We start from the raw sequence: 19685 nt of genomic DNA, 5'->3' as shown, positions 1-19685 counted from the left end.
GTGAAACAGTGACTGTTATTCGTGTTAAAAGATCTTAGTTCAGGATTTTGTATTCACTTGGAGAAATACCCACTTTTGCTTTGAAGAGTCTTGTAAAATGCTGTGGATATTTGAATCCTAGATCATAGGAAATCTCACTGATTGTTTTTGCCTGATCCATAATCTGTTCTTTGGCAATATCAATAAGTTTGTTGTGGATAAATTCCTGAGCGGAAATTCCAAGCTCTTTTTTAATCAGGTCTCCGAAATAATTAGCAGATAAATTCAGTTTTTCCGCAAAGTAATTCACCATTGGGAAACCGATATTTTTAGGGTTTTCAGATTTTAAATAATCATCTACCAGATTTTCAAATTTGCCGATCACTCCCTGATTGATATGATCTCTTGTAATAAACTGACGGTCATAAAAACGCATACAGTAATTCAGAAACAGCTCAATATTATTTACAATTAAAGATTTGCTGTGTTTATCGATAGCCTGCTCCAATTCCAGTTTAATATTTTTAAAGCATTCCAATATGATTTCCCGCTCTTTTTCAGAGAGATGTAAGGCTTCGTGTACATCATATGAGAAAAAGGAATACTCTTTAATGTTCTTACCTAAGTTTGTTCCTTTTATCAAATCGGGATGGAAAATTAATGCGGAACCTGCGGGCTGAACATATTTATCTTTGTTATAAATTCCATAGGTCTGTCCGGGGGCAATGAACACCAATGTTCCTTCCTGATAATCGTAGCTGTGTTTTCCATACTGCATGTCTCCACACATTACATCTTTCAGAAAAACGGTATAAAACCCAAATTTTCTTTTATGCTGGCAGATAGGATCAGATTTAGAAAAATCGATCACACTTACCAGCGGATGCAGAGTTTCATGATTGGCCATTTTATTGTATTCCGAAACACTATTATAGATTTCAACCTCCTGATTTTCCATGAAGTATATTTTTATTACTATTCAAAATTACCACTTTCTGATGTAACTGAAATAGGGTCTGTAAAATTGGTAAGTAATTCGGTAATCTGTATAAGTGTGGTTTACCGGAAAGTTTCGACTTTTGTATCGTTATGCAAACTTTTAATACAACCACCTTTCCAAAAGGGGAAAAAGCTCCTGCAGATTATTTCTCCGGAGGAACGGCGTGGGTTCACATCCTGAAACCCAATGAAGACAACCTGAACTGCCAGATAGGAAATGTCATTTTTGAACCAGGATGCAGAAATAACTGGCATTCTCATGGCGGCGGACAGATTTTAATTGTAACTTCAGGAACAGGATACTATCAGGAAAAAGATAAACCTGTACAGATTTTGAGCCCGGGAGATATCGTCAATATTCTTCCCGGTATCATCCATTGGCATGGTGCCGACCCGGACAGTGAATTTACCCATATCGCGATCAATCCCAACACTCAAAACGGGGTTGTAGAATGGCTGCAGCCTGTAACGGATGAAGAATATAACAATTTATAAACCTAAATAAACTAAATATAAAAATGAGTACAATCACAGTAAAAGCTTACGGTGCAGAGTCTACCACAGCAGATCTGAAAGAAATGAATATTGAAAGAAGAGAAGTAACCTCAAAGGATGTAGAAATTGAAATCCTATACTGCGGGGTATGCCACTCTGATCTTCATACAGCAAGAAATGACTGGGGCGGATCTTTGTATCCTGTAGTTCCCGGACATGAAATTGTAGGAAGAATTACTAAAGTAGGAAGCGATGTTTCCAAATTTAAAGTTGGTGACCTTGCAGGGGTTGGATGTATCGTAGATTCGTGCGGACATTGCGACAGCTGCCAGCATGATCTTGAGCAGTATTGCTTAAATGGCTTCACAGGAACTTACAATGGAAAAGATAAACATTTGGGAGGTCATACTTTTGGAGGATATTCTCAAAAAGTAGTTGTGGATTCCCACCACGTTTTAAAAGTGCCTGAAAATCTTGATCTTGCAGCAGTAGCACCACTTCTTTGCGCAGGTATTACAACCTGGTCACCTTTAAAACACTGGAATGTAGGTCCTGGTTCTAAAGTAGCTGTTGTAGGACTGGGTGGTTTAGGCCACATGGCGATTAAGCTGGCAAAAGGATTGGGAGCTGAAGTTACTTTATTCTCAAGAACTCCCGGAAAAACAGACGATGCAAAACAATTAGGTGCGGATCATGTTGTCATCTCTACTGATGAAGCACAAATGGATGCTGTAAAAGGAAAATTTGATGTGATCATTGATACCGTTCCGTATGTACATGATGTAAATCCATATGTGGCAACTTTAAACATCAATGGAACTCATGTTCTTGTGGGATATCTGGGAGGTCTGGAACCTATTTTGAACACTGTTCCTATGATTTTGGGAAGAAAATCTGTAGCAGGTTCAGTAATTGGTGGTATTGCTGAAACTCAGGAATTATTGGATTTCTGTGGAGAACACAATATTGTTTCAGAAATTGAAATGATCAAAATGCAGGACATCAACGAAGCTTATGAAAGAATGTTGAAAAGCGACGTAAGATACCGTTTCGTCATTGATATGCAGTCTTTATAATTCTTTTGAAGAATATTAACAAAAACAGGTGCTTCGGATTGAAGCGCCTGTTTTTTTATTTTTTAAGATTTTGGCTAAAAGCATTCTGATCCTGATTCACAATATATTTATTTCCTTCAGTGCATTTGATATCATTTCTTTCCATATCCTGAAAAGCCCATGCTGCCATGGCATCAATAACAGGAGCCAGCTCATTACCGGCTTCACTCAGTTTATAAGTCACATGAGGCGGTATTACGGGTTTTGCAGTTCTGATAATCAATCCATCTATTTCTAATTGCTTCAGATGTTGAATGAGCATTTTTTCCGTTACGGCAGGAATTGCTTTTTTCAATTCGCTGTATCTTTTTTCTCCTGTGGAAAGGTTAAACAGGATAATGGGTTTCCAGAATCCTCCAATCCTTTCCATCACATACATTACAGGGCAATCCTGCACTGTCTTTCTGTTTTCCTGAATGGTTGAACTTTCTTTGATTGCGGTCATATCTACATACTTTAGGGTAAGTACTTGTATAAAAGTAAGTACAAATATAACTTTGTTCTCAGAAATAAAAAAATATTTACATATGAAAATCGTAATCACAGGATCATTAGGAAATGTAGCTAAACCATTAGCGCAACAATTAATTGCCGAAGGGCATACTATTACAGTAGTAAGCAGCAACGATGCAAGAAAACAGGATATTGAATCTCTGGGAGCCACGCCAGCCATAGGTTCTATTACAGATGTTAATTTTTTAACTCAAACATTTGAAGGTGCAGATGCTGTTTTTGTAATGACACCTCCGGCTATCAGTCCGGATAAGATTGTGGAAAACACTACTAATGCAGGAAAAAATTATGCTGAAGCTTTAAAAAATGCCAACGTAAAAAGAGCTGTAATGCTAAGCAGTGTAGGCGCAGAATCTCCTGTAGAAAACGGTCCTATCGCAGGTCTTCACCATATTGAAAAAATATATAACGGCGTAGAAAATACTTCTTTCACTTTTTTAAGAGCCGGATATTTCTATAATAATTTTTTCAATGATATTCCTTTAATTCAAAATGCCGGAATCATTGGTGGTAATTATCCTGCAACTATTGAAGTACCTGTAGTACATCCCAATGATATTGCCAAAGCAGCAGCTGAAGAACTGGTAAAAGATGGAAATACCAACAACATCAGATATATTGTAAGCGATGTAAGAACAGCTTCGGATTTTGCGAAAGTTTTAGGAGCTTCTGTTAACAAGCCTGAACTTCCATGGGTAGAATTCTCTGATGAAGATTCTTTAAACGGAATGCTTCAAGCCGGATTACCTGAAGATATGGCTCATCTGTATGTTGAAATGGGTAGAGGAATAAGAACAGGTGTTGTTCAGAAGGATTTTATTGATCATGGCTCTCCAGTTACAGGAAATGTTAAGCTAGAGGATTTTGCTAAAGAGTTTTCTTCTAAGTTTTAATTTCCACGTTAATCTGTAAAATAAGTTTCGGCGCACCAAAGGTGCGCCGAAACCTGTTTAAATCTTTATTTTTTAATCTTCAGATTATTTTTGCTCTTTTAGTGTTTGTTTTAAAACTTTCAGTTTTCCATCAATAGGCTGATCAATTTTTAATCCTAAAACTTCAGCAACCAAAGGATAAACATTAATGTTGGCAAATTCATTGATGACCAGATTGTTTTTAAATTCAGGGCCCCAGGCAAAGAAAGTCGCTTTCATTTCCGGAACAACTTTAGGGTTGTAGCCATGCTTACCAACAGATGTTTTCTTCCCTTTTTCCAGGAATATTTTTGGTGCTTTAGGAATCAGAAGAATTTGTCCTATCCTGTGATATTGATCATCTCTTGTTGCAAAGTGAAGGTATTTAGGAAATTTTTTATCCAGATATACTTCGTAATCGTCTGTTTTATTAGCTTTCAGTTCTTTATAAACTGCTTTTACCTCATCTGGATTTTTAACGTAAACTCTTACCAAAGTCTGGGAATTGTAAAAATCAAATCTGTTTTTATCAAAAAGCACAGCCGGAATTTCCAAAGGTGTGCCTCCGTCTACTTTGATCATACCATGGTCGGAAACAAAAATAAAGTTGACATTTTTTAATCCTAATCCATTTACTTTCTGAACAAGGTTACCAATCGCCTGGTCTATCAGATGAACAGCAATTTCTGTTTCTTTGGAATCCGGTCCATGATGATGTCCGCTTCCGTCTACTTCCGGGAAGTATAATGAAATAAAATGAGGTCTTTTCTCTTCCGGTAATTTCAGCCAGTTCACCACTTTTTCTGCTTTTTCGGAAGGTGTGAATTTTTCATGATAAGGATAATAATAAGAAGGTCTCATTCCTCCTGCATCACTGGCAGATCCTACCCACATTAAAGAAGCAGATACCATTCCCTGCTTTTCAGCGAGTCCCCAAATTGGGGTTCCTCCATACCAGCTGCCATCTTCAGCATTTTTTTTGTTGCTCATGGCATACCCTTCTTTTCTTTTATAATCATAGAAAAAATTATCGATCAAACCATGATGAGAAGGATAAAGTCCGGTAATTAGACTCCAGTGATTTGGGAAAGTAATACTTGGATAACTTGGAATCATTGCTTCAGCCTTCACACCGCCATTGGCCAGTTTCAAAAGATTCTCCGCATTATACTTCTGAGCATAGTCATAACGGAAACCATCTGTAGATATCATAATCACATAGGGTTTAGACTGTGCTTCTATACTGTTTTGTCTACCCGGGATCACCACCTGGGCTGTATCAATATTGACCTGTTGTGCAAAAGCCGTAAAGGAAATTAGCAGCAGTAAAAAATAGATTCCTCGCTTCATTATTTTAAAATTTTCCTCAAAGTTACATCCTATACTTCTGCCTGAAAAGTTTAAGAGATTAAAAGTATATTAAAACAGATTATTTTTTTGAATCAAAATTAAAACTCATTAAACAGGTCTTTTCATTTCAAACTGTGACAGCCAATTGTTCAGTCCTACTCTTTCACTAAGAAATTGACTGGTGTTTTCTGAAGAATCATCTACATTATTCAAGGCAATGGTTTGTCCTCCGTTTTTTTCTTTAATAGCATTAAAAAGCTTTGTTCCAATTCCACGATTTCTGTAATTCTTATCTACAGCAAACTGGTATATTTTTTTCGCTGCAGGACTATAAACAATATACCCAACAAGTTTATCTTTCATATAAGCACCTAAAGTCACATAGTTTTCAGGCATCGGTTCCAATACGAACACCGATCCCTGCCATGAAGGTTCAATATCCCAGAAAGAACATAGCAGTTTCCATTGAAAGTCATTCAAATCCCTAATAGAAACCTCAGCATTTCCTTTTCCCTGTTGAATACTTCCGTTAAAACAAAGTAATCTTCTTACAATCGTAAAACCTAGATTTTCATATGCCCTGATGGCAGGCTGATTTCCTTCAATAACTTCAAGCAGCAATGTATTGGCATTTCTCTCTTTTAAAACAGGAATAATAAAATCGTACATTTTTCTTACCAATCCTTTACCTCTGCTTTCAGGAACTACTCCTGTTCCACCATTGTAAATAATTTTCTCCCCATTTTCCACTTTTTCAGACTGAAGAATAAAGCTTACCAATCGTCCTTCCTCAAAAGCTCCGACAGAGATATTCATATCTAATTTTTCAGCTGCAATTTTTGAGATAAGAACCTCTTTCGTTAAGTGAAAAGGGATAACATAATCTGAAAACGAATGGTTGAACACTGATAAAATTTCATCTATACTTGTATTTGCTAAGGTTTTGAACTCCATTGGTATTTTAAATTTATATAGTTATTACACTTTATTTCTGTTGGTTCAAGTACCATTGAATGGCATTACGCTCTTCTCTTTTTATAAACGGGTCTTTTTCCTGATTATAATCATTACCGTCAAACCATTCTTTTTTACTCAATTCCTCTTTCAGTTTTTGATATTCTTCCTTTACCTCCGGATGAGTACGAAGATAATCTCTGAAAGCCAAATGACGAAGCCAGTGCTCTGAAGAAGTCGGAATAACGTGAATGTGAGCAATGCGGAGATGATGATTGTGAATTCTCTCAGGAATTTCATCATTTGAATAAATAACATCAGGAAATCCTAATGCACCGGCATGATCTGTAAGTTTAATAAAGAAACGGCGGTACGGCATATCTTCATTATACTTTTCATAATAGACATAATCTTTGCCTTGCAGTAAAGATGGAACTTTATCAAGTTCTTTTTCATCCTTTACCCCAATCATAATATCAATAACAGGTTTTGCAGATAAACCTTCCACAGATGTGCTGCCAATATGTTCAATTTCCGGATTCAAAAAACCGATATAGTTCTCAAGTTCATTTTTAATGGTTTCAAACTGCTTTTTCCAGAAAGGATTATATTTTTCAAAGGTAACTTTCATAGGTATACAAATATAAAAATTTTCTCAGCAAACTCCCTAGAATGAATACTTAACAAAAAATGATACCTCTGAAAAATCAGAGGTATTCATTACTAATTATTTGGGTGTGTTTTTTCTGAAAATTACTCTTTAATCAGCTTTTCATAAGATGTAGATCCATCTTTCAGCTGAATTTCAAGATAATAGCTTCCTGATCTTAGGTTTTCAACACTGATACTTTCTCCATCCGGTTTTACTGATCGTACTTTTCGGCCTGTTGCTTCGTAGATATCAATGGATTTTATTTTATCAAAGTTTTTGAAATTAACTGTTGATTTTGCTGGATTAGGATATAGATTTACCTTCTTGCTATTGGCTGCAATTTCATTGGTAGACAAAGTAGCTGCTGTCATCGTTAAAGTTGCATATCCTCTTCCTGCATCATGGTAACCTATCCCTGTACCTGTTTTTCTTGCATAGAAAATGTTGATTGTTCCTGCAGCATTGGCAATGGCAAGGTCGCCTGCTCCTCCGGAAAGACTTCTGGTTGCAACGACAGTTCTTGTAGACCCTGAAACGGTGTTGGAAGTTTCTGTCCAGTCCTGTGAAGGATCAACGGTAGGAGGAATCATAGGGCCTGTGAATGAATAATCTCTATTCGTAGAAGAGTTATATATAAATCCGTCTGATCCTGCCGACATTCCTCCCATATCTACGCCATTGCCACCAAAGCCAATTCCTAGCATAGAATTACTGTCACCTGTCACTGTAATTGTTACTCCTGTTGGAGTTGTATCTAATTTCACCGTCATGGCTGTATTTGGTAAACTTACCGTTCCGGATGAAAACTGCGCCAATGCAAAATTGGCCATAAATACGCTAAGCGCTAGTAGAGTTTTTTTCATATCAATTTTTTAAAAGATTAATAATTTCCTTGTTATTGGTTTGCAATGCATATTCAAAAGGAGTCATTCCCATTGAATCTTTCTTTGTTTTATCTGCTTTGTATTTCAGCAGCTGTTCTATCAGTTCTTTATTTCCTGATTTTACTGCCCAGAATAAAGGAGTATATCCTGTGGTATCTGCGATATTCGGATCTGCCTTTTTCTTTAACAAATGTTCTACCAGATCTTTATTATATTTTATAGCTAGACCTGCTAATGCTGTTCCTTCACGGCTTTTGTAGTTAACATCTTTTACATTGTCAATCAGAAAATCTGCCACATCTGTATTCCCTCTGTAACAAGCTAAAATAAGGGGAGAGAATCCGTTTTCGTTCACCTGATTAATAATATCCGGATTTTGTTTCATCAGCTCCTGTACTTCAGGAACTGTTCCGCTTCTGGCAATATCAAATATTGATTTTGCTTTTTCCTGAGCAGATATCAATGAGCTCAGAAATAGTCCTAAAATTAAGATGACATTTCTCATTGTTTTACCATTACGTAGTTGTATTCGATGTTGACATTTTCTGCCACTTTCTTGGTAACCATTTTAGGGATGGTCACTTTGTAATCTGCAGGTTTGGCTATAAAACCGCCCTGCATATAGATTTTACCGTCTTTTGCATATAGTGTGGCAGAAGAAGCAACCGCTTTGTCTACCCCGTGAAAGTTAAGTGTTCCCTGAACGGTATATTTCTGTGGACTGGCCGTAAGTTTTGTTTTATCAAAGTTGACAATTTTCCCTTTAAAGGTTGTTTTCGGATATTTTGCAGATTCAGCATAGCTTTCATTGAAATGTTCTTCCATTAATTTGGTTTTAAAATGAAAGTTTTTAACGGTAGAAACGGATGCCATTTCGCCGTTGTCTGCGTTCAGAATCACAATATTATTGTCATCCTGTGCAAAAATATCATCAAACAGAGGTACTGAAGCTTCAAAAGTTACTTTTCCTGTCTTAGAACTGTATTTCTGTGCTGAAGCGTAACCGGCAGAAAGCAGTAATACGCTTAATAATGCTAATTTTTTCATATCAATTTTTTTAGTTTTCATTTAACCCGTCAGCTTTCCACTTTATGAAAATATTGATCTGAGCTGCAGACAACGATCCTCCCTGAGGCATTTTACCGGGATCACCATTAGGTCTTTGAATACGATCCAGAATTCCGTCTATATTATTTTTTACCTGATCATAAGTAACGAGAGGTTTATAGCCGCTGGCAGAATGACAGCCAATGCAATTATTATCCACAATGGGTTTTACATCTGCCATATATTTTACCGGTGCAGTGATAGGTGTATTATCAGAAATCTCTTCATAAGTTCTGCTGTCACAAGCCGTCAGTATGATTGCTGACGACAGTATCAATAAGGATGTTAGCTTTTTCATATTAAAAAACTCTATAAAGATTAAACCCAAAGAAAATATGTCCCTTTCCCCATGCTCCAGTGGCATTGGTAAGATATCCGATATCTGAATTTATCTGGGAGTTCGTTAATAAAAGCTGGAACACATGTCCTCCGGTTTCTACATCTACCCCTAATGATAATGGGTTTTTATAAAAACTGTGATCGTCGAAATTCACAAAGTATTCTGCATTCACAGAAACTCTTTTTGAAATTTTATAGCGTCCTCCCAAACCTGCTAAAAACTGATTTTTGTTTTCAATAGTGGGTTCGTAAAGGTTTTTATGAACAAAGGAAGGTGTAAGCTGCAAGGAAAGCTTATCATTGAACCTTCTTGAGATCAATGCCTGCGTAAGATAAGAAAGCCTGTCACTGAATTTAAGATGTGGATAATTATCTTTATCAAGTTCAGTATTGGCACCCATTACATTGTAGCCCACAATATCCACCGGAAAGTTTTCATTTTGTCTTACCAGCCTGTATTTTACTGCTCCTTCAAACGTTTTCATATTCGTTTCTCTGGAAAGGCTTACGGAAACAGCATCTGAAATACCATAGATAACGCCTAATTTGGTTGAGGCATGATCCAGACCGAAAAAGTCTTTGAATCCTGCGCTTATATCTCCAAATCTGTGGGCAACGATAATGTACCATTCTTTTTTGGCGGCGAGTTTTGTAGATTGCCCCGTAACAATCTGAAGGGCTTTGAAGGCGGGTTGTGAGGTTTCTGAATTGGTTTTCACCGTGTCAATATCCTTCAGCAGATCTTCCTGTGCAAAGACAAGACCTGAAGAAAATACTGACAAAAATAAGAGAGTTTTCGTCATATACAATTTGAATTAAATTATGATATAACAAACTTATCGAGTTCTCAATTCAAAAACAGGTGATAAAAGTCACCATTCAAATTGTTTTTATCAATGATAGAAATAAACTTTTCAAACAATTAAAATTAGATCATTCTAACATTTTCATTCACAGGAACTTTCATTCCTTCTTTGGTCTGAACAATTTCCCCTTCACTTTCAATTTTTTTCAAAACTCTGCTTACAACTTCCCTGGAGGTTCCCAAACTGCTTGCAATTTCGCGATGGGTTATCTTAATTGGGTTGTTTCCTGTGGATGAAATCTGCTGTTTGATGTAATTCAGGACTCTTTTATCCAGTCTGTGGAACACCGCATCATTCACCATATTCATCACTTCTGAAAATCTACGGTCATATTCATGATAAAACAGTTTGTTGATTTCCGGGAATTTTATCAGCCAGTCGTGCATTACGGAAACGGGAATAAGAATAGCTTCCGAGTCTTCCTCGGCAATAGCATACACTCTGCTGACATAGTCTGTAAGAATGGATGAGAAGGTCATAAGACAGCTATCTTTGGGCTTAATATAATAGTAGATAAGTTCTCTTCCGTCATTAAGGGTAAAAACCTTGATAGAGCCTTTTATCAGGAAAGGGACAAATTTATTTTTCTGCCCTTCTCTTATGATTTCAGTTTTTGCTTTTATATCAATTGCAACAGCATGCTTTTCCAGCTCAGCTAAAAAATCAGCCCCTAAAAAGCCAAATTTACTTACAGCGAACTCTTTATCAATCATATCCTATATTTTCTACTTTTTCTTAAACAAAGATATAAAATTGATGAATGGTTATTATATATTTTTATGTTATTAAATAAAATTAACAATCACATGGGTTCAATATTCCTTTGTACATGAGAATTTAGGTCAAAAAAATGCCCCGGTAAAAACCAGGGCATCTTATTTTATTGTAAAAAGAAATCTTACGCTTGAACGTTGTTTCCTCCTAATACGAAAGGCTCAACTTCTTTGATTTCTCCGAACTGCTGCTCGTAGTTAGCGATGTTCTGTTGAAGAGCGTTTAATACTCTTTTAGCGTGAAGTGGAGCAAGAATAACTCTTGATCTTACTTTAGCTTGCTGAACACCTGGCATCAACTGAATAAAGTCTACTACAAATTCAGATGGAGAGTGGTTTACTAAAGCTAGGTTAGCATAGATACCAGCAGCTACCATTTCGTTTAATTCGATGTTGATGTTTCCGTCTTGTGGATTTTGATTGTTGTCCATTGTTATAAATTATGTTTTTAAAATTCGAAATTTGAGATTGTGAAAATATAAAAATAATTTCAAATCCCAAATTTCAAATCATTAATTTTAGTTAAGGTCTTCGAATTCTTTCTTAGAACCTACAATAACGTTCTGATACTCTTTAAGACCTGTACCTGCAGGGATTCTGTGACCTACAATTACATTTTCTTTAAGACCGTTAAGTTCGTCTACTTTACCAGCAACAGCTGCTTCGTTAAGAACTTTAGTTGTTTCCTGGAACGATGCTGCAGACATGAATGACTTAGTCTGAAGGGCCGCTCTTGTAATACCTTGTAATACAGGAGTTGCTGTAGCAGGAAGAGCTTCTCTTACTTCTACAAGACTTAAATCTTCACGTTTCAACTTAGAGTTTTCATCTCTTAATTCTCTTGCAGTAATCATCTGACCTGGCATGAATTCTTTAGAATCACCAGCTTCTACTACTACTTTAAGACCGAATACTCTGTTGTTTTCTTCCAAGAAATCATACTTGTGCTCAAGAGCTCCTTCAAGGAATTGAGTATCACCTCCATCTACGATAGATACTTTCGTCATCATCTGTCTTACGATAATTTCGAAGTGCTTGTCGTCGATTTTTACCCCCTGTAGACGGTAAACTTCCTGGATCTCATTTACTAAGTATTCCTGAACTGCTGTTGGGCCTTTAATTCTTAAGATATCTTCCGGTGTGATAGAACCGTCAGAAAGCGGAGAACCTGCTCTTACGAAGTCATTCTCCTGAACAAGAATCTGGTTGGAAAGTTTTACCAGGTAAATTTTTCTTTCTCCAGTTTTAGCTTCAACAATAAGTTCACGGTTACCTCTCTTAATTTTTCCGTAAGAAACTACCCCGTCGATTTCAGTAACAACCGCTGGATTTGAAGGGTTTCTAGCTTCGAATAATTCTGTAACTCTCGGAAGACCTCCGGTGATATCCCCTGCTTTTGCAGATTTTCTTGGGATTTTGATTAAGACTTTACCAGCCTTAATTTTTTCACCATCGTTTACCATTAAGTGGGCTCCTACCGGTAAGTTGTAAGCTTTCTGCTCAATACCTTTAGAGTCTACCACCTTCAAGGTAGGTACGGCTTTCTTATTTCTAGATTCAGAGATTACTTTCTCTTCGAATCCTGTTTGTTCGTCAATTTCAAGTTGGAATGAAATACCCTGGATGATATCCTCGTATTCTACCTTACCTGAAGTTTCAGCAATAATTACTGCGTTATATGGATCCCATCTACAGATTGTATCCCCTTTCTTCACTTTATCACCTGGTTTTACAGCTAATATAGATCCGTAAGGTACGTTAGCTACCATTAATGGAGTTCTAAGCTCATTATCAGCAACTAATCTGAATTCTGTTGAACGGGAAACTACAACCTCAGCTGTATTACCGTTTTCATCTTCAGAAGTAATAGTTCTTACTTCATCCATTTCAACGATACCATCTCTTCTTGCAACGATAGATGGGTTTTCTGATACGTTTCCTGCAGTACCCCCTTGGTGGAAGGTTCTCAACGTAAGCTGAGTACCTGGTTCCCCAATTGACTGTGCTGCAATTACACCTACCGCTTCACCCATATGGATCACTTTACCTGTTGCTAAGTTTCTACCGTAACATTTAGCACAGATCCCTTTCTTAGCTTCACAAGTTAATGGTGAACGAACCTCAACTGATTCTAATCCAGCTTCTTCGATTCTTTTCGCCAATGCTTCAATGATCACCTGATCTGCGCTTGCAATAAGCTCGTCAGTTTCAGGATCGTAAATATTATGCAGCGATACTCTACCTAAGATTCTTTCAGAGATTCTTTCAACGATCTCGTCATTTTTCTTAAGTGCAGTAACTTCTGTACCTCTTAGAGTTCCACAGTCGTCTTCTGTAACGATAACGTCCTGTGCAACGTCTACCAATCTTCTCGTTAAGTAACCAGCATCGGCTGTCTTAAGAGCGGTATCCGCAAGACCCTTACGAGCACCGTGGGTAGAGATAAAGTACTCTAGAATCGAAAGACCTTCCTTAAAGTTGGCAAGGATCGGGTTTTCGATGATCTCCGCTCCGGTAGAACCGGCTTTTTGCGGTTTAGCCATCAAACCTCTCATCCCTGATAACTGACGGATCTGTTCTTTAGAACCCCTCGCTCCAGAGTCAAGCATCATATATACAGAGTTGAAACCACCTTGGTCAGTTTTCATTCTGCTCATGATCATTTCAGTTAATCCGGCGTTGGTATTTGTCCAAACGTCGATTACCTGGTTATAACGTTCTGTATCGGTAATTAGACCCATGTTATAGTTAGCTCTAATTTCGTCTACAGTTTCAATTGAAGAAGCAATCATCTGCTTTTTCTCAACAGGAACTACAATATCCCCAAGTGAGAATGAAAGACCTCCTTTAAATGCATTTGAATACCCTAAGTCTTTCATTGCATCAAGGAACTTCACAGTTGTAGGGAAATCTGTATCAGCAAGGATCTTACCGATAACGTTTCTCAATGATTTCTTAGTAAGAAGTTCATTGATATATCCTGACTGCTTAGGTACAATCTGGTTGAATAAAATTCTACCAACAGAAGTTTCGATCAATCTTGTTACTATTACTCCATCTTCTTTAACAGGTAGTCTACATCTTACCTTAGCATTTAAAGAAACTCTACCTTCAGCATAAGCAATTTCTGCTTCCTCAGGAGAATAGAATGCAAGACCTTCACCTTTTACTTTCATATCTTCTGTAGAGCTCAATTCTTTAGTCATGAAATAAAGACCAAGAACCATGTCCTGAGAAGGTACTGTAATTGGAGAACCGTTTGCAGGGTTCAAAATGTTTTGAGAACCTAGCATCAATAGCTGAGCTTCAAGGATTGCCTCTGGTCCTAACGGTAAGTGTACCGCCATCTGGTCACCATCGAAATCGGCGTTGAATGCTGTTGTTACCAACGGGTGTAGCTGGATTGCCTTACCTTCGATCATCTTAGGTTGGAAAGCCTGAATACCCAGTCTGTGAAGCGTAGGTGCTCTGTTCAATAGAACAGGGTGACCTTTCATCACGTTTTCAAGGATATCATAAACTACGGGTTCTTTTCTATCAATAATTCTCTTTGCAGATTTTACAGTTTTTACAATTCCTCTTTCAATTAGTTTTCTAATGATAAACGGTTTGTAAAGTTCAGCTGCCATATCTTTAGGAATACCACATTCGTGAAGCTGCAAGTTTGGACCTACAACAATTACCGAACGCGCAGAGTAGTCTACCCTTTTCCCTAGTAAGTTCTGACGGAAACGACCTTGCTTACCTTTCAATGAATCAGAAAGTGATTTCAATGGTCTGTTTGATTCAGATTTTACTGCAGAAGATTTTCTTGTGTTATCGAATAATGAATCTACTGATTCCTGAAGCATACGCTTCTCGTTTCTCAAGATTACTTCAGGAGCTTTGATCTCCAATAATCTCTTCAAACGGTTATTTCTGATAATTACTCTTCTATAAAGGTCATTCAAGTCAGAAGTTGCGAAACGTCCTCCATCCAATGGAACTAATGGTCTTAATTCTGGTGGGATAACAGGAAGTACACGCATGATCATCCACTCTGGTCTGTTGATCATTCTTGTATTAGCACCTCTCAATGCTTCTACAACGTTCAATCTTTTAAGAGCTTCTGTTCTTCTTTGTTTTGAACCTTCGTTGTGAGCTTTATGTCTCAAGTCGAAAGACAATGCATCAAGATCGATTCTTTTTAATAGATCTTCCACAGCTTCAGCACCCATTCTGGCGATGAATTTGTTTGGATCAGAATCATCAAGATACTGGTTTTCTACAGGAAGAGTTTCCATGATATCAAGGTATTCTTCTTCTGTAAGGAATTCCATATTTTCAAAATCAGAACCATCTAATTTTTTAGCAATACCCTGCTGAATCACTACATATCTTTCGTAGTAGATGATCATATCTAATTTCTTAGAAGGGATTCCTAAAAGGTATCCGATTTTGTTTGGCAATGAACGGAAGTACCAGATATGAGCAATAGGAACAACCAAACCGATATGACCGATTCTTTCTCTTCTTACTTTTTTCTCAGTAACTTCAACACCACAACGGTCACAAACGATCCCTTTGTAACGAATTCTCTTGTATTTACCACAAGCACATTCGTAATCTTTTACAGGACCAAAGATTTTCTCACAGAATAATCCGTCTCTTTCAGGTTTGTGAGTTCTGTAGTTAATAGTTTCCGGTTTTAAAACCTCCCCTCTTGAGTCTTGTAAAATAGACTCCGGTGAAGCTAAGCCGATGGTTATTTTATTAAATCTACTTGTTTTATTTTTATTTGACATTTTTTAGATTTTAGATTTTGGATTATAAATTTTGGATTATAGAATTCTGAACGGGTTCAAAATTCAATAGGCAAAATTTAAAATTATTCCTCAAGTCTTACATCAAGTCCAAGTCCTTGTAACTCGTGAAGTAATACATTGAATGATTCCGGAATACCTGGTTCAGGCATAGATTCACCTTTTGCAATTGCTTCATAAGTTTTTGCTCTACCAATCACGTCATCCGACTTCACAGTCAAGATTTCTCTCAAGATATTGGATGCACCGAATGCTTCAAGTGCCCAAACCTCCATCTCTCCGAATCTCTGACCCCCGAACTGAGCTTTACCTCCTAACGGCTGCTGAGTAATCAATGAGTAAGGTCCAATAGAACGTGCGTGCATCTTATCATCAACCATGTGTCCTAGTTTCAACATGTAAATGATACCTACTGTCGCAGCCTGAGTAAATCTTTCTCCGGTACCACCATCATAAAGGTGAGTGTGACCGAATGTAGGAAGACCTGCTTTCTCTGTATATTCAGTAATCTGATCAAGAGTTGCTCCGTCAAAGATTGGTGTAGCGAACTTCATTCCCAGCTTCTGACCAGCCCATCCAAGAACTGTTTCATAGATCTGACCGATGTTCATACGAGAAGGTACCCCTAGTGGATTCAATACGATATCTACTGGTGTTCCATCCTCTAAGAACGGCATGTCTTCTTCACGAACGATTCTTGAAACGATACCTTTGTTACCGTGACGTCCCGCCATCTTATCTCCTACATTCAGTTTACGTTTCTTAGCGATGTAAACTTTAGCCAACTTCATGATTCCTGCTGGAAGCTCATCTCCGATTGAAATTGCAAATTTCTCACGGTTTTTAACTCCTTGAATGTCGTTATATTTGATTTTGTAATTGTGAATTAATTGTTTGATCAATTCATTCTTGTCAGCGTCTACTGTCCAGTCTGCACCACTAACGTTTACATAATCTTCAACTGAAGTTAATAACTTGTGAGTAAATTTCACACCTTTACCGATGATTTCTTCGTCAAGGTCATTTTGTACCCCTTGAGAAGTTTTACCGCTTACCAGTGTATTTAATTTTTCAATTAAAGTATTTCTCAACTCATCAAATTTAGCCTTGTAAGTGTTTTCAATTTCTTCAAGTCTAAGTTTTTCTTCAGTTCTTTTCTTTTTGTCTTTAATGTTTCTAGAGAACAACTTCTTGTTGATAACAACTCCTCTTAATGAAGAGTCTGCTTTTAATGATGCATCTTTTACATCACCAGCTTTATCACCGAAGATTGCTCTAAGAAGTTTTTCTTCAGGAGTCGGGTCAGATTCACCTTTTGGAGTAATTTTACCAATCATGATATCTCCAGGCTTCACTTCAGCACCAATTCTGATCATACCGTTCTCGTCAAGATCTTTGGTAGCTTCTTCAGATACGTTTGGAATATCTGCTGTCAATTCTTCCATACCTAATTTGGTATCACGAACTTCAAGAGAATACTCATCCACGTGGATTGAAGTAAACCAGTCTTCACGTACAACTTTTTCGTTGATTACGATTGCATCCTCGAAGTTGTACCCTTTCCAAGGCATGAACGCTACTACTAAGTTTCTACCAAGAGCTAATTCTCCTTTTTCAGTAGCATAACCGTCGCAAAGTACCTGTCCTTTTTCCACTACATCACCTACTCTTACGTTTGGTCTTAGGGTAATTGTTGTACTCTGGTTGGTTTTTCTGAACTTAGTAAGTTTGTATGTTTTAGTAGCAGACTCGAATTGTACTAAATCTTCGTCTTCGCTTCTTTCATATTTAATAACGATTCTGTCAGCATCTACGTACTCTACAGTACCTGTACCTTCAGCGTTAATTAAGATTCTTGAATCTCTTGCAACTTGCTGCTCAAGCCCTGTACCAACGATTGGAGCCTGTGGCTTCAATAGAGGAACGGCCTGACGCATCATGTTAGATCCCATCAATGCACGGTTCGCATCATCATGCTCCAAGAAAGGAATCAATGAAGCGGAAATACCTGAGATCTGGTTTGGTGCAACATCGATAAGGTTAACCTGAGCAGGCTCCACTACCGGATAATCACCATCCAATCTTGCAATAATTCTGTCTGTTAAGAAGTCTCCGTTATCACTCAATTCAACGTTTGCCTGAGCAATTACTTTATCTTCTTCATCTTCTGCATTTAAATAAATAGGGTCAGCGTTAAGATCAATCTTACCACTTTCTACTTTTCTATATGGAGTTTCGATGAAACCAAGGTTGTTGATTTTCGCATAGATTCCTAGAGATGAAATCAAACCGATGTTTGGTCCTTCCGGAGTTTCAATCGGACAAATTCTTCCGTAGTGAGTATGGTGAACGTCACGAACCTCGAAACCTGCTCTTTCTCTTGATAAACCACCAGGCCCTAGTGCAGATAATCTTCTCTTGTGAGTGATCTCTGATAACGGGTTGGTTTGGTCCATGAACTGAGAAAGCTGGTTGGTACCGAAGAATGAATTGATTACAGATGTTAATGTCTTAGCATTTACAAGGTCAAGCGGAGTAAAGATTTCGTTATCTCTAACGTTCATTCTTTCCTTGATTGTTCTTGCAATTCTTGAAAGACCTACCCCGAACTGTCCTGCTAATTGCTCACCAACAGTTTTAATTCTTCTGTTTGATAAGTGGTCAATATCATCAACATCAGTTTTTGAGTTTACTAACTCAATTAAGTGTCTTACAATGGCAATGATATCTTCTTTTGTAAGAACTTCAGTTGTAGTTGGAATGTTTAGGCTTAACTTTTTGTTTAGTCTGTAACGTCCTACTTCACCTAAAGAGTATCTCTGCTCAGAGAAGAATAATTTTTCAATGATTCCTCTTGCCGTTTCCTCATCTGGTGGATCTGCATTTCTTAACTGACGATAAATATACTCTACCGCTTCTTTTTCAGAGTTAGTAGGGTCTTTTTGTAATGTATTCTGGATGATAGAGAATTCGTTGCTGTTTTCTTTGTGAATCAGGATTGACTTCACACCAGCATCCAGGATAAGATCTAAATGTTCTTTTTCAAGGATTGTTTCTCTATCCAAGATGATTTCGTTTCTTTCGATAGAAACTACTTCACCTGTATCTTCGTCTACGAAATCTTCGAACCAAGTGTTCAATACTCTCGCAGCCAATGTTCTCCCTTCTACTTTTTTAAGAGCAGCTTTAGAAACTTTCACTTCTTCCGCAAGGTCGAAGATCTGAAGGATATCTTTATCAGATTCATATCCGATAGCTCTTAATAAAGTTGTTAATGGTAATTTTTTCTTACGGTCGATATACGCGTACATTACGCTGTTGATATCCGTTGTAAATTCCATCCAAGATCCTTTGAAAGGGATAATTCTTGAATAGTAAAGTTTGGTCCCGTTCGCGTGGTAAGTCTGTCCGAAGAATACACCAGGTGAACGGTGAAGCTGCGTAACAATAACTCTCTCAGCACCGTTGATGATGAAAGAACCACTTGGCGTCATATAAGGAACCGGACCTAAATATACGTCCTGAACCACTGTTTGGAAATCTTCGTGTTCCGGGTCAGTACAATACAGTTTAAGTCTAGCTTTTAGAGGAACTGAATAAGTAAGTCCTCTTTCCACACACTCATCAATTGAATAACGTGGAGAATCTACCAGATAGTCTAAGAATTCTAATACGAATTGGTTTCTTGAATCCGTAATTGGGAAATTCTCTTGGAAAGTCTTGTAAAGAGCTTCTGTCTTTCTGGCTTCAGGAAGTGTATCAAGCTGGAAAAATTCTCTGAAAGACTCAATTTGGATATCCAAAAAGTCTGGAGTGATAATTTTTCCTTTCGCTGATGAGAAATTAATTCTCGGATTCCCTTGAGTTGTTGATTTTGTTTTACTCATAAAACTTTTAAGAAAGGGTTAAAAAATATTTTGATTCATTAAAAAATATCAGAAAAGAA

The 19685-nt window shown here is 37.4% G+C and carries 17 protein-coding genes; 3 read left to right on the top strand and 14 right to left on the bottom strand.

Translation table 11 applies throughout. The features are described 5' to 3' along the window. Positions 1–34: 34 nt before the first annotated feature. Entirely contained in the window at positions 35–937 is a 903-nt protein-coding gene (locus ACPF63_RS00550) for a helix-turn-helix domain-containing protein (protein ID WP_077418908.1), read from the bottom strand. A 131-nt stretch (positions 938–1068) separates the two neighbouring features. On the opposite strand from ACPF63_RS00550, the gene ACPF63_RS00545 reads away from it, so the two are divergent. Both ACPF63_RS00545 and ACPF63_RS00540 read left to right on the top strand, forming a co-directional pair. After that, positions 1069–1473, top strand: a complete 405-nt coding sequence (locus ACPF63_RS00545) for a cupin domain-containing protein (protein WP_426481623.1) — start codon at positions 1069–1071, stop codon at positions 1471–1473. 23 nt (positions 1474–1496) lie between these two features. Then, positions 1497–2549 (top strand): NAD(P)-dependent alcohol dehydrogenase, encoded by a 1053-nt coding sequence (locus ACPF63_RS00540; protein WP_077418906.1) that lies wholly within the window; start codon positions 1497–1499, stop codon positions 2547–2549. A gap of 55 nt (positions 2550–2604) precedes the next feature. On the opposite strand, the gene ACPF63_RS00535 is transcribed toward ACPF63_RS00540, so the two are convergent. Beyond that, complete coding sequence (locus ACPF63_RS00535; RefSeq protein WP_077418905.1) at positions 2605–3033, bottom strand: winged helix-turn-helix transcriptional regulator; 429 nt, start codon at positions 3031–3033, stop codon at positions 2605–2607. An 82-nt stretch (positions 3034–3115) separates the two neighbouring features. Here ACPF63_RS00535 and ACPF63_RS00530 point away from each other — a divergent pair, with 82 nt between their 5' ends. After that, positions 3116–3994 (top strand): NAD(P)H-binding protein, encoded by an 879-nt coding sequence (locus ACPF63_RS00530; RefSeq protein ID WP_426481622.1) that lies wholly within the window; start codon positions 3116–3118, stop codon positions 3992–3994. A gap of 84 nt (positions 3995–4078) precedes the next feature. Here ACPF63_RS00530 and ACPF63_RS00525 read toward each other — a convergent pair whose 3' ends face one another. From ACPF63_RS00525 to rpoB, 12 genes are all read right to left on the bottom strand, one after another. Then, a complete protein-coding gene (locus ACPF63_RS00525) occupies positions 4079–5362 on the bottom strand; it encodes an ectonucleotide pyrophosphatase/phosphodiesterase (protein WP_426481621.1) in 1284 nt (427 codons plus the stop codon). Between the two features lie 108 nt (positions 5363–5470). Then, positions 5471–6316 carry a GNAT family N-acetyltransferase gene (locus tag ACPF63_RS00520; RefSeq protein WP_426481620.1) on the bottom strand — a complete coding sequence of 282 codons (846 nt, stop codon included), beginning with the start codon at positions 6314–6316 and terminating at the stop codon, positions 5471–5473. Positions 6317–6347: 31 nt separating this feature from the next. Continuing rightward, the gene (locus tag ACPF63_RS00515) at positions 6348–6947 is read right to left on the bottom strand and encodes a GrpB family protein (protein ID WP_426481619.1); all 600 of its coding nucleotides are present in this window, start codon (positions 6945–6947) and stop codon (positions 6348–6350) included. A gap of 122 nt (positions 6948–7069) precedes the next feature. Continuing rightward, positions 7070–7831, bottom strand: coding sequence for a T9SS type A sorting domain-containing protein (locus tag ACPF63_RS00510; RefSeq protein WP_426481618.1), 762 nt, complete (start codon positions 7829–7831; stop codon positions 7070–7072). A gap of 1 nt (position 7832) precedes the next feature. After that, on the bottom strand, positions 7833–8357 hold the full coding sequence (locus tag ACPF63_RS00505) for an ankyrin repeat domain-containing protein (RefSeq protein ID WP_426481617.1): 525 nt from the start codon (positions 8355–8357) through the stop codon (positions 7833–7835). Beyond that, complete coding sequence (locus ACPF63_RS00500) at positions 8354–8899, bottom strand: YceI family protein (protein ID WP_047388481.1); 546 nt, start codon at positions 8897–8899, stop codon at positions 8354–8356. The genes ACPF63_RS00505 and ACPF63_RS00500 overlap by 4 nt, the downstream gene beginning before the upstream one ends. Positions 8900–8909: 10 nt before the next feature. After that, positions 8910–9257: a hypothetical protein gene (locus ACPF63_RS00495; protein ID WP_426481616.1), complete on the bottom strand. Its 348-nt coding sequence runs from the start codon at positions 9255–9257 to the stop codon at positions 8910–8912. Position 9258: 1 nt separating this feature from the next. Beyond that, complete coding sequence (locus ACPF63_RS00490) at positions 9259–10101, bottom strand: DUF5777 family beta-barrel protein (RefSeq protein ID WP_426481615.1); 843 nt, start codon at positions 10099–10101, stop codon at positions 9259–9261. A 125-nt stretch (positions 10102–10226) separates the two neighbouring features. Beyond that, positions 10227–10877, bottom strand: coding sequence for a Crp/Fnr family transcriptional regulator (locus ACPF63_RS00485; protein WP_426481614.1), 651 nt, complete (start codon positions 10875–10877; stop codon positions 10227–10229). A gap of 185 nt (positions 10878–11062) precedes the next feature. Next, positions 11063–11368, bottom strand: coding sequence for a DUF3467 domain-containing protein (locus ACPF63_RS00480; RefSeq protein WP_002976436.1), 306 nt, complete (start codon positions 11366–11368; stop codon positions 11063–11065). An 87-nt stretch (positions 11369–11455) separates the two neighbouring features. Beyond that, positions 11456–15721 carry a DNA-directed RNA polymerase subunit beta' gene (gene rpoC, locus ACPF63_RS00475; protein ID WP_077418895.1) on the bottom strand — a complete coding sequence of 1422 codons (4266 nt, stop codon included), beginning with the start codon at positions 15719–15721 and terminating at the stop codon, positions 11456–11458. 83 nt (positions 15722–15804) lie between these two features. Continuing rightward, entirely contained in the window at positions 15805–19626 is a 3822-nt protein-coding gene (rpoB, locus tag ACPF63_RS00470) for a DNA-directed RNA polymerase subunit beta (protein ID WP_077418894.1), read from the bottom strand. Between the last annotated feature and the right edge of the window lie 59 nt (positions 19627–19685).

This window comes from Chryseobacterium sp. R2ACT005, from assembly GCF_049949215.1.
Classification (GTDB): Bacteria; Bacteroidota; Bacteroidia; order Flavobacteriales; family Weeksellaceae; genus Chryseobacterium.
This window is presented reverse-complemented; position numbering and strand designations above follow the sequence as displayed.

Bases quoted from the DNA above. Each gene is read 5' to 3' on its own strand.
- ACPF63_RS00535 (WP_077418905.1), bottom strand. From the start codon at position 3,033: ATGACCGCAATCAAAGAAAGTTCAACCATTCAGGAAAACAGAAAGACA.
- ACPF63_RS00505 (WP_426481617.1), bottom strand. From the start codon at position 8,357: ATGAGAAATGTCATCTTAATTTTAGGACTATTTCTGAGCTCATTGATA.
- ACPF63_RS00530 (WP_426481622.1), top strand. From the start codon at position 3,116: ATGAAAATCGTAATCACAGGATCATTAGGAAATGTAGCTAAACCATTA.
- ACPF63_RS00550 (WP_077418908.1), bottom strand. From the start codon at position 937: ATGGAAAATCAGGAGGTTGAAATCTATAATAGTGTTTCGGAATACAAT.
- ACPF63_RS00490 (WP_426481615.1), bottom strand. From the start codon at position 10,101: ATGACGAAAACTCTCTTATTTTTGTCAGTATTTTCTTCAGGTCTTGTC.
- ACPF63_RS00500 (WP_047388481.1), bottom strand. From the start codon at position 8,899: ATGAAAAAATTAGCATTATTAAGCGTATTACTGCTTTCTGCCGGTTAC.
- ACPF63_RS00510 (WP_426481618.1), bottom strand. From the start codon at position 7,831: ATGAAAAAAACTCTACTAGCGCTTAGCGTATTTATGGCCAATTTTGCA.
- ACPF63_RS00525 (WP_426481621.1), bottom strand. From the start codon at position 5,362: ATGAAGCGAGGAATCTATTTTTTACTGCTGCTAATTTCCTTTACGGCT.
- rpoC (WP_077418895.1), bottom strand. From the start codon at position 15,721: ATGTCAAATAAAAATAAAACAAGTAGATTTAATAAAATAACCATCGGC.
- ACPF63_RS00485 (WP_426481614.1), bottom strand. From the start codon at position 10,877: ATGATTGATAAAGAGTTCGCTGTAAGTAAATTTGGCTTTTTAGGGGCT.
- ACPF63_RS00545 (WP_426481623.1), top strand. From the start codon at position 1,069: ATGCAAACTTTTAATACAACCACCTTTCCAAAAGGGGAAAAAGCTCCT.
- ACPF63_RS00520 (WP_426481620.1), bottom strand. From the start codon at position 6,316: ATGGAGTTCAAAACCTTAGCAAATACAAGTATAGATGAAATTTTATCA.
- ACPF63_RS00480 (WP_002976436.1), bottom strand. From the start codon at position 11,368: ATGGACAACAATCAAAATCCACAAGACGGAAACATCAACATCGAATTA.
- ACPF63_RS00495 (WP_426481616.1), bottom strand. From the start codon at position 9,257: ATGAAAAAGCTAACATCCTTATTGATACTGTCGTCAGCAATCATACTG.
- ACPF63_RS00540 (WP_077418906.1), top strand. From the start codon at position 1,497: ATGAGTACAATCACAGTAAAAGCTTACGGTGCAGAGTCTACCACAGCA.
- ACPF63_RS00515 (WP_426481619.1), bottom strand. From the start codon at position 6,947: ATGAAAGTTACCTTTGAAAAATATAATCCTTTCTGGAAAAAGCAGTTT.
- rpoB (WP_077418894.1), bottom strand. From the start codon at position 19,626: ATGAGTAAAACAAAATCAACAACTCAAGGGAATCCGAGAATTAATTTC.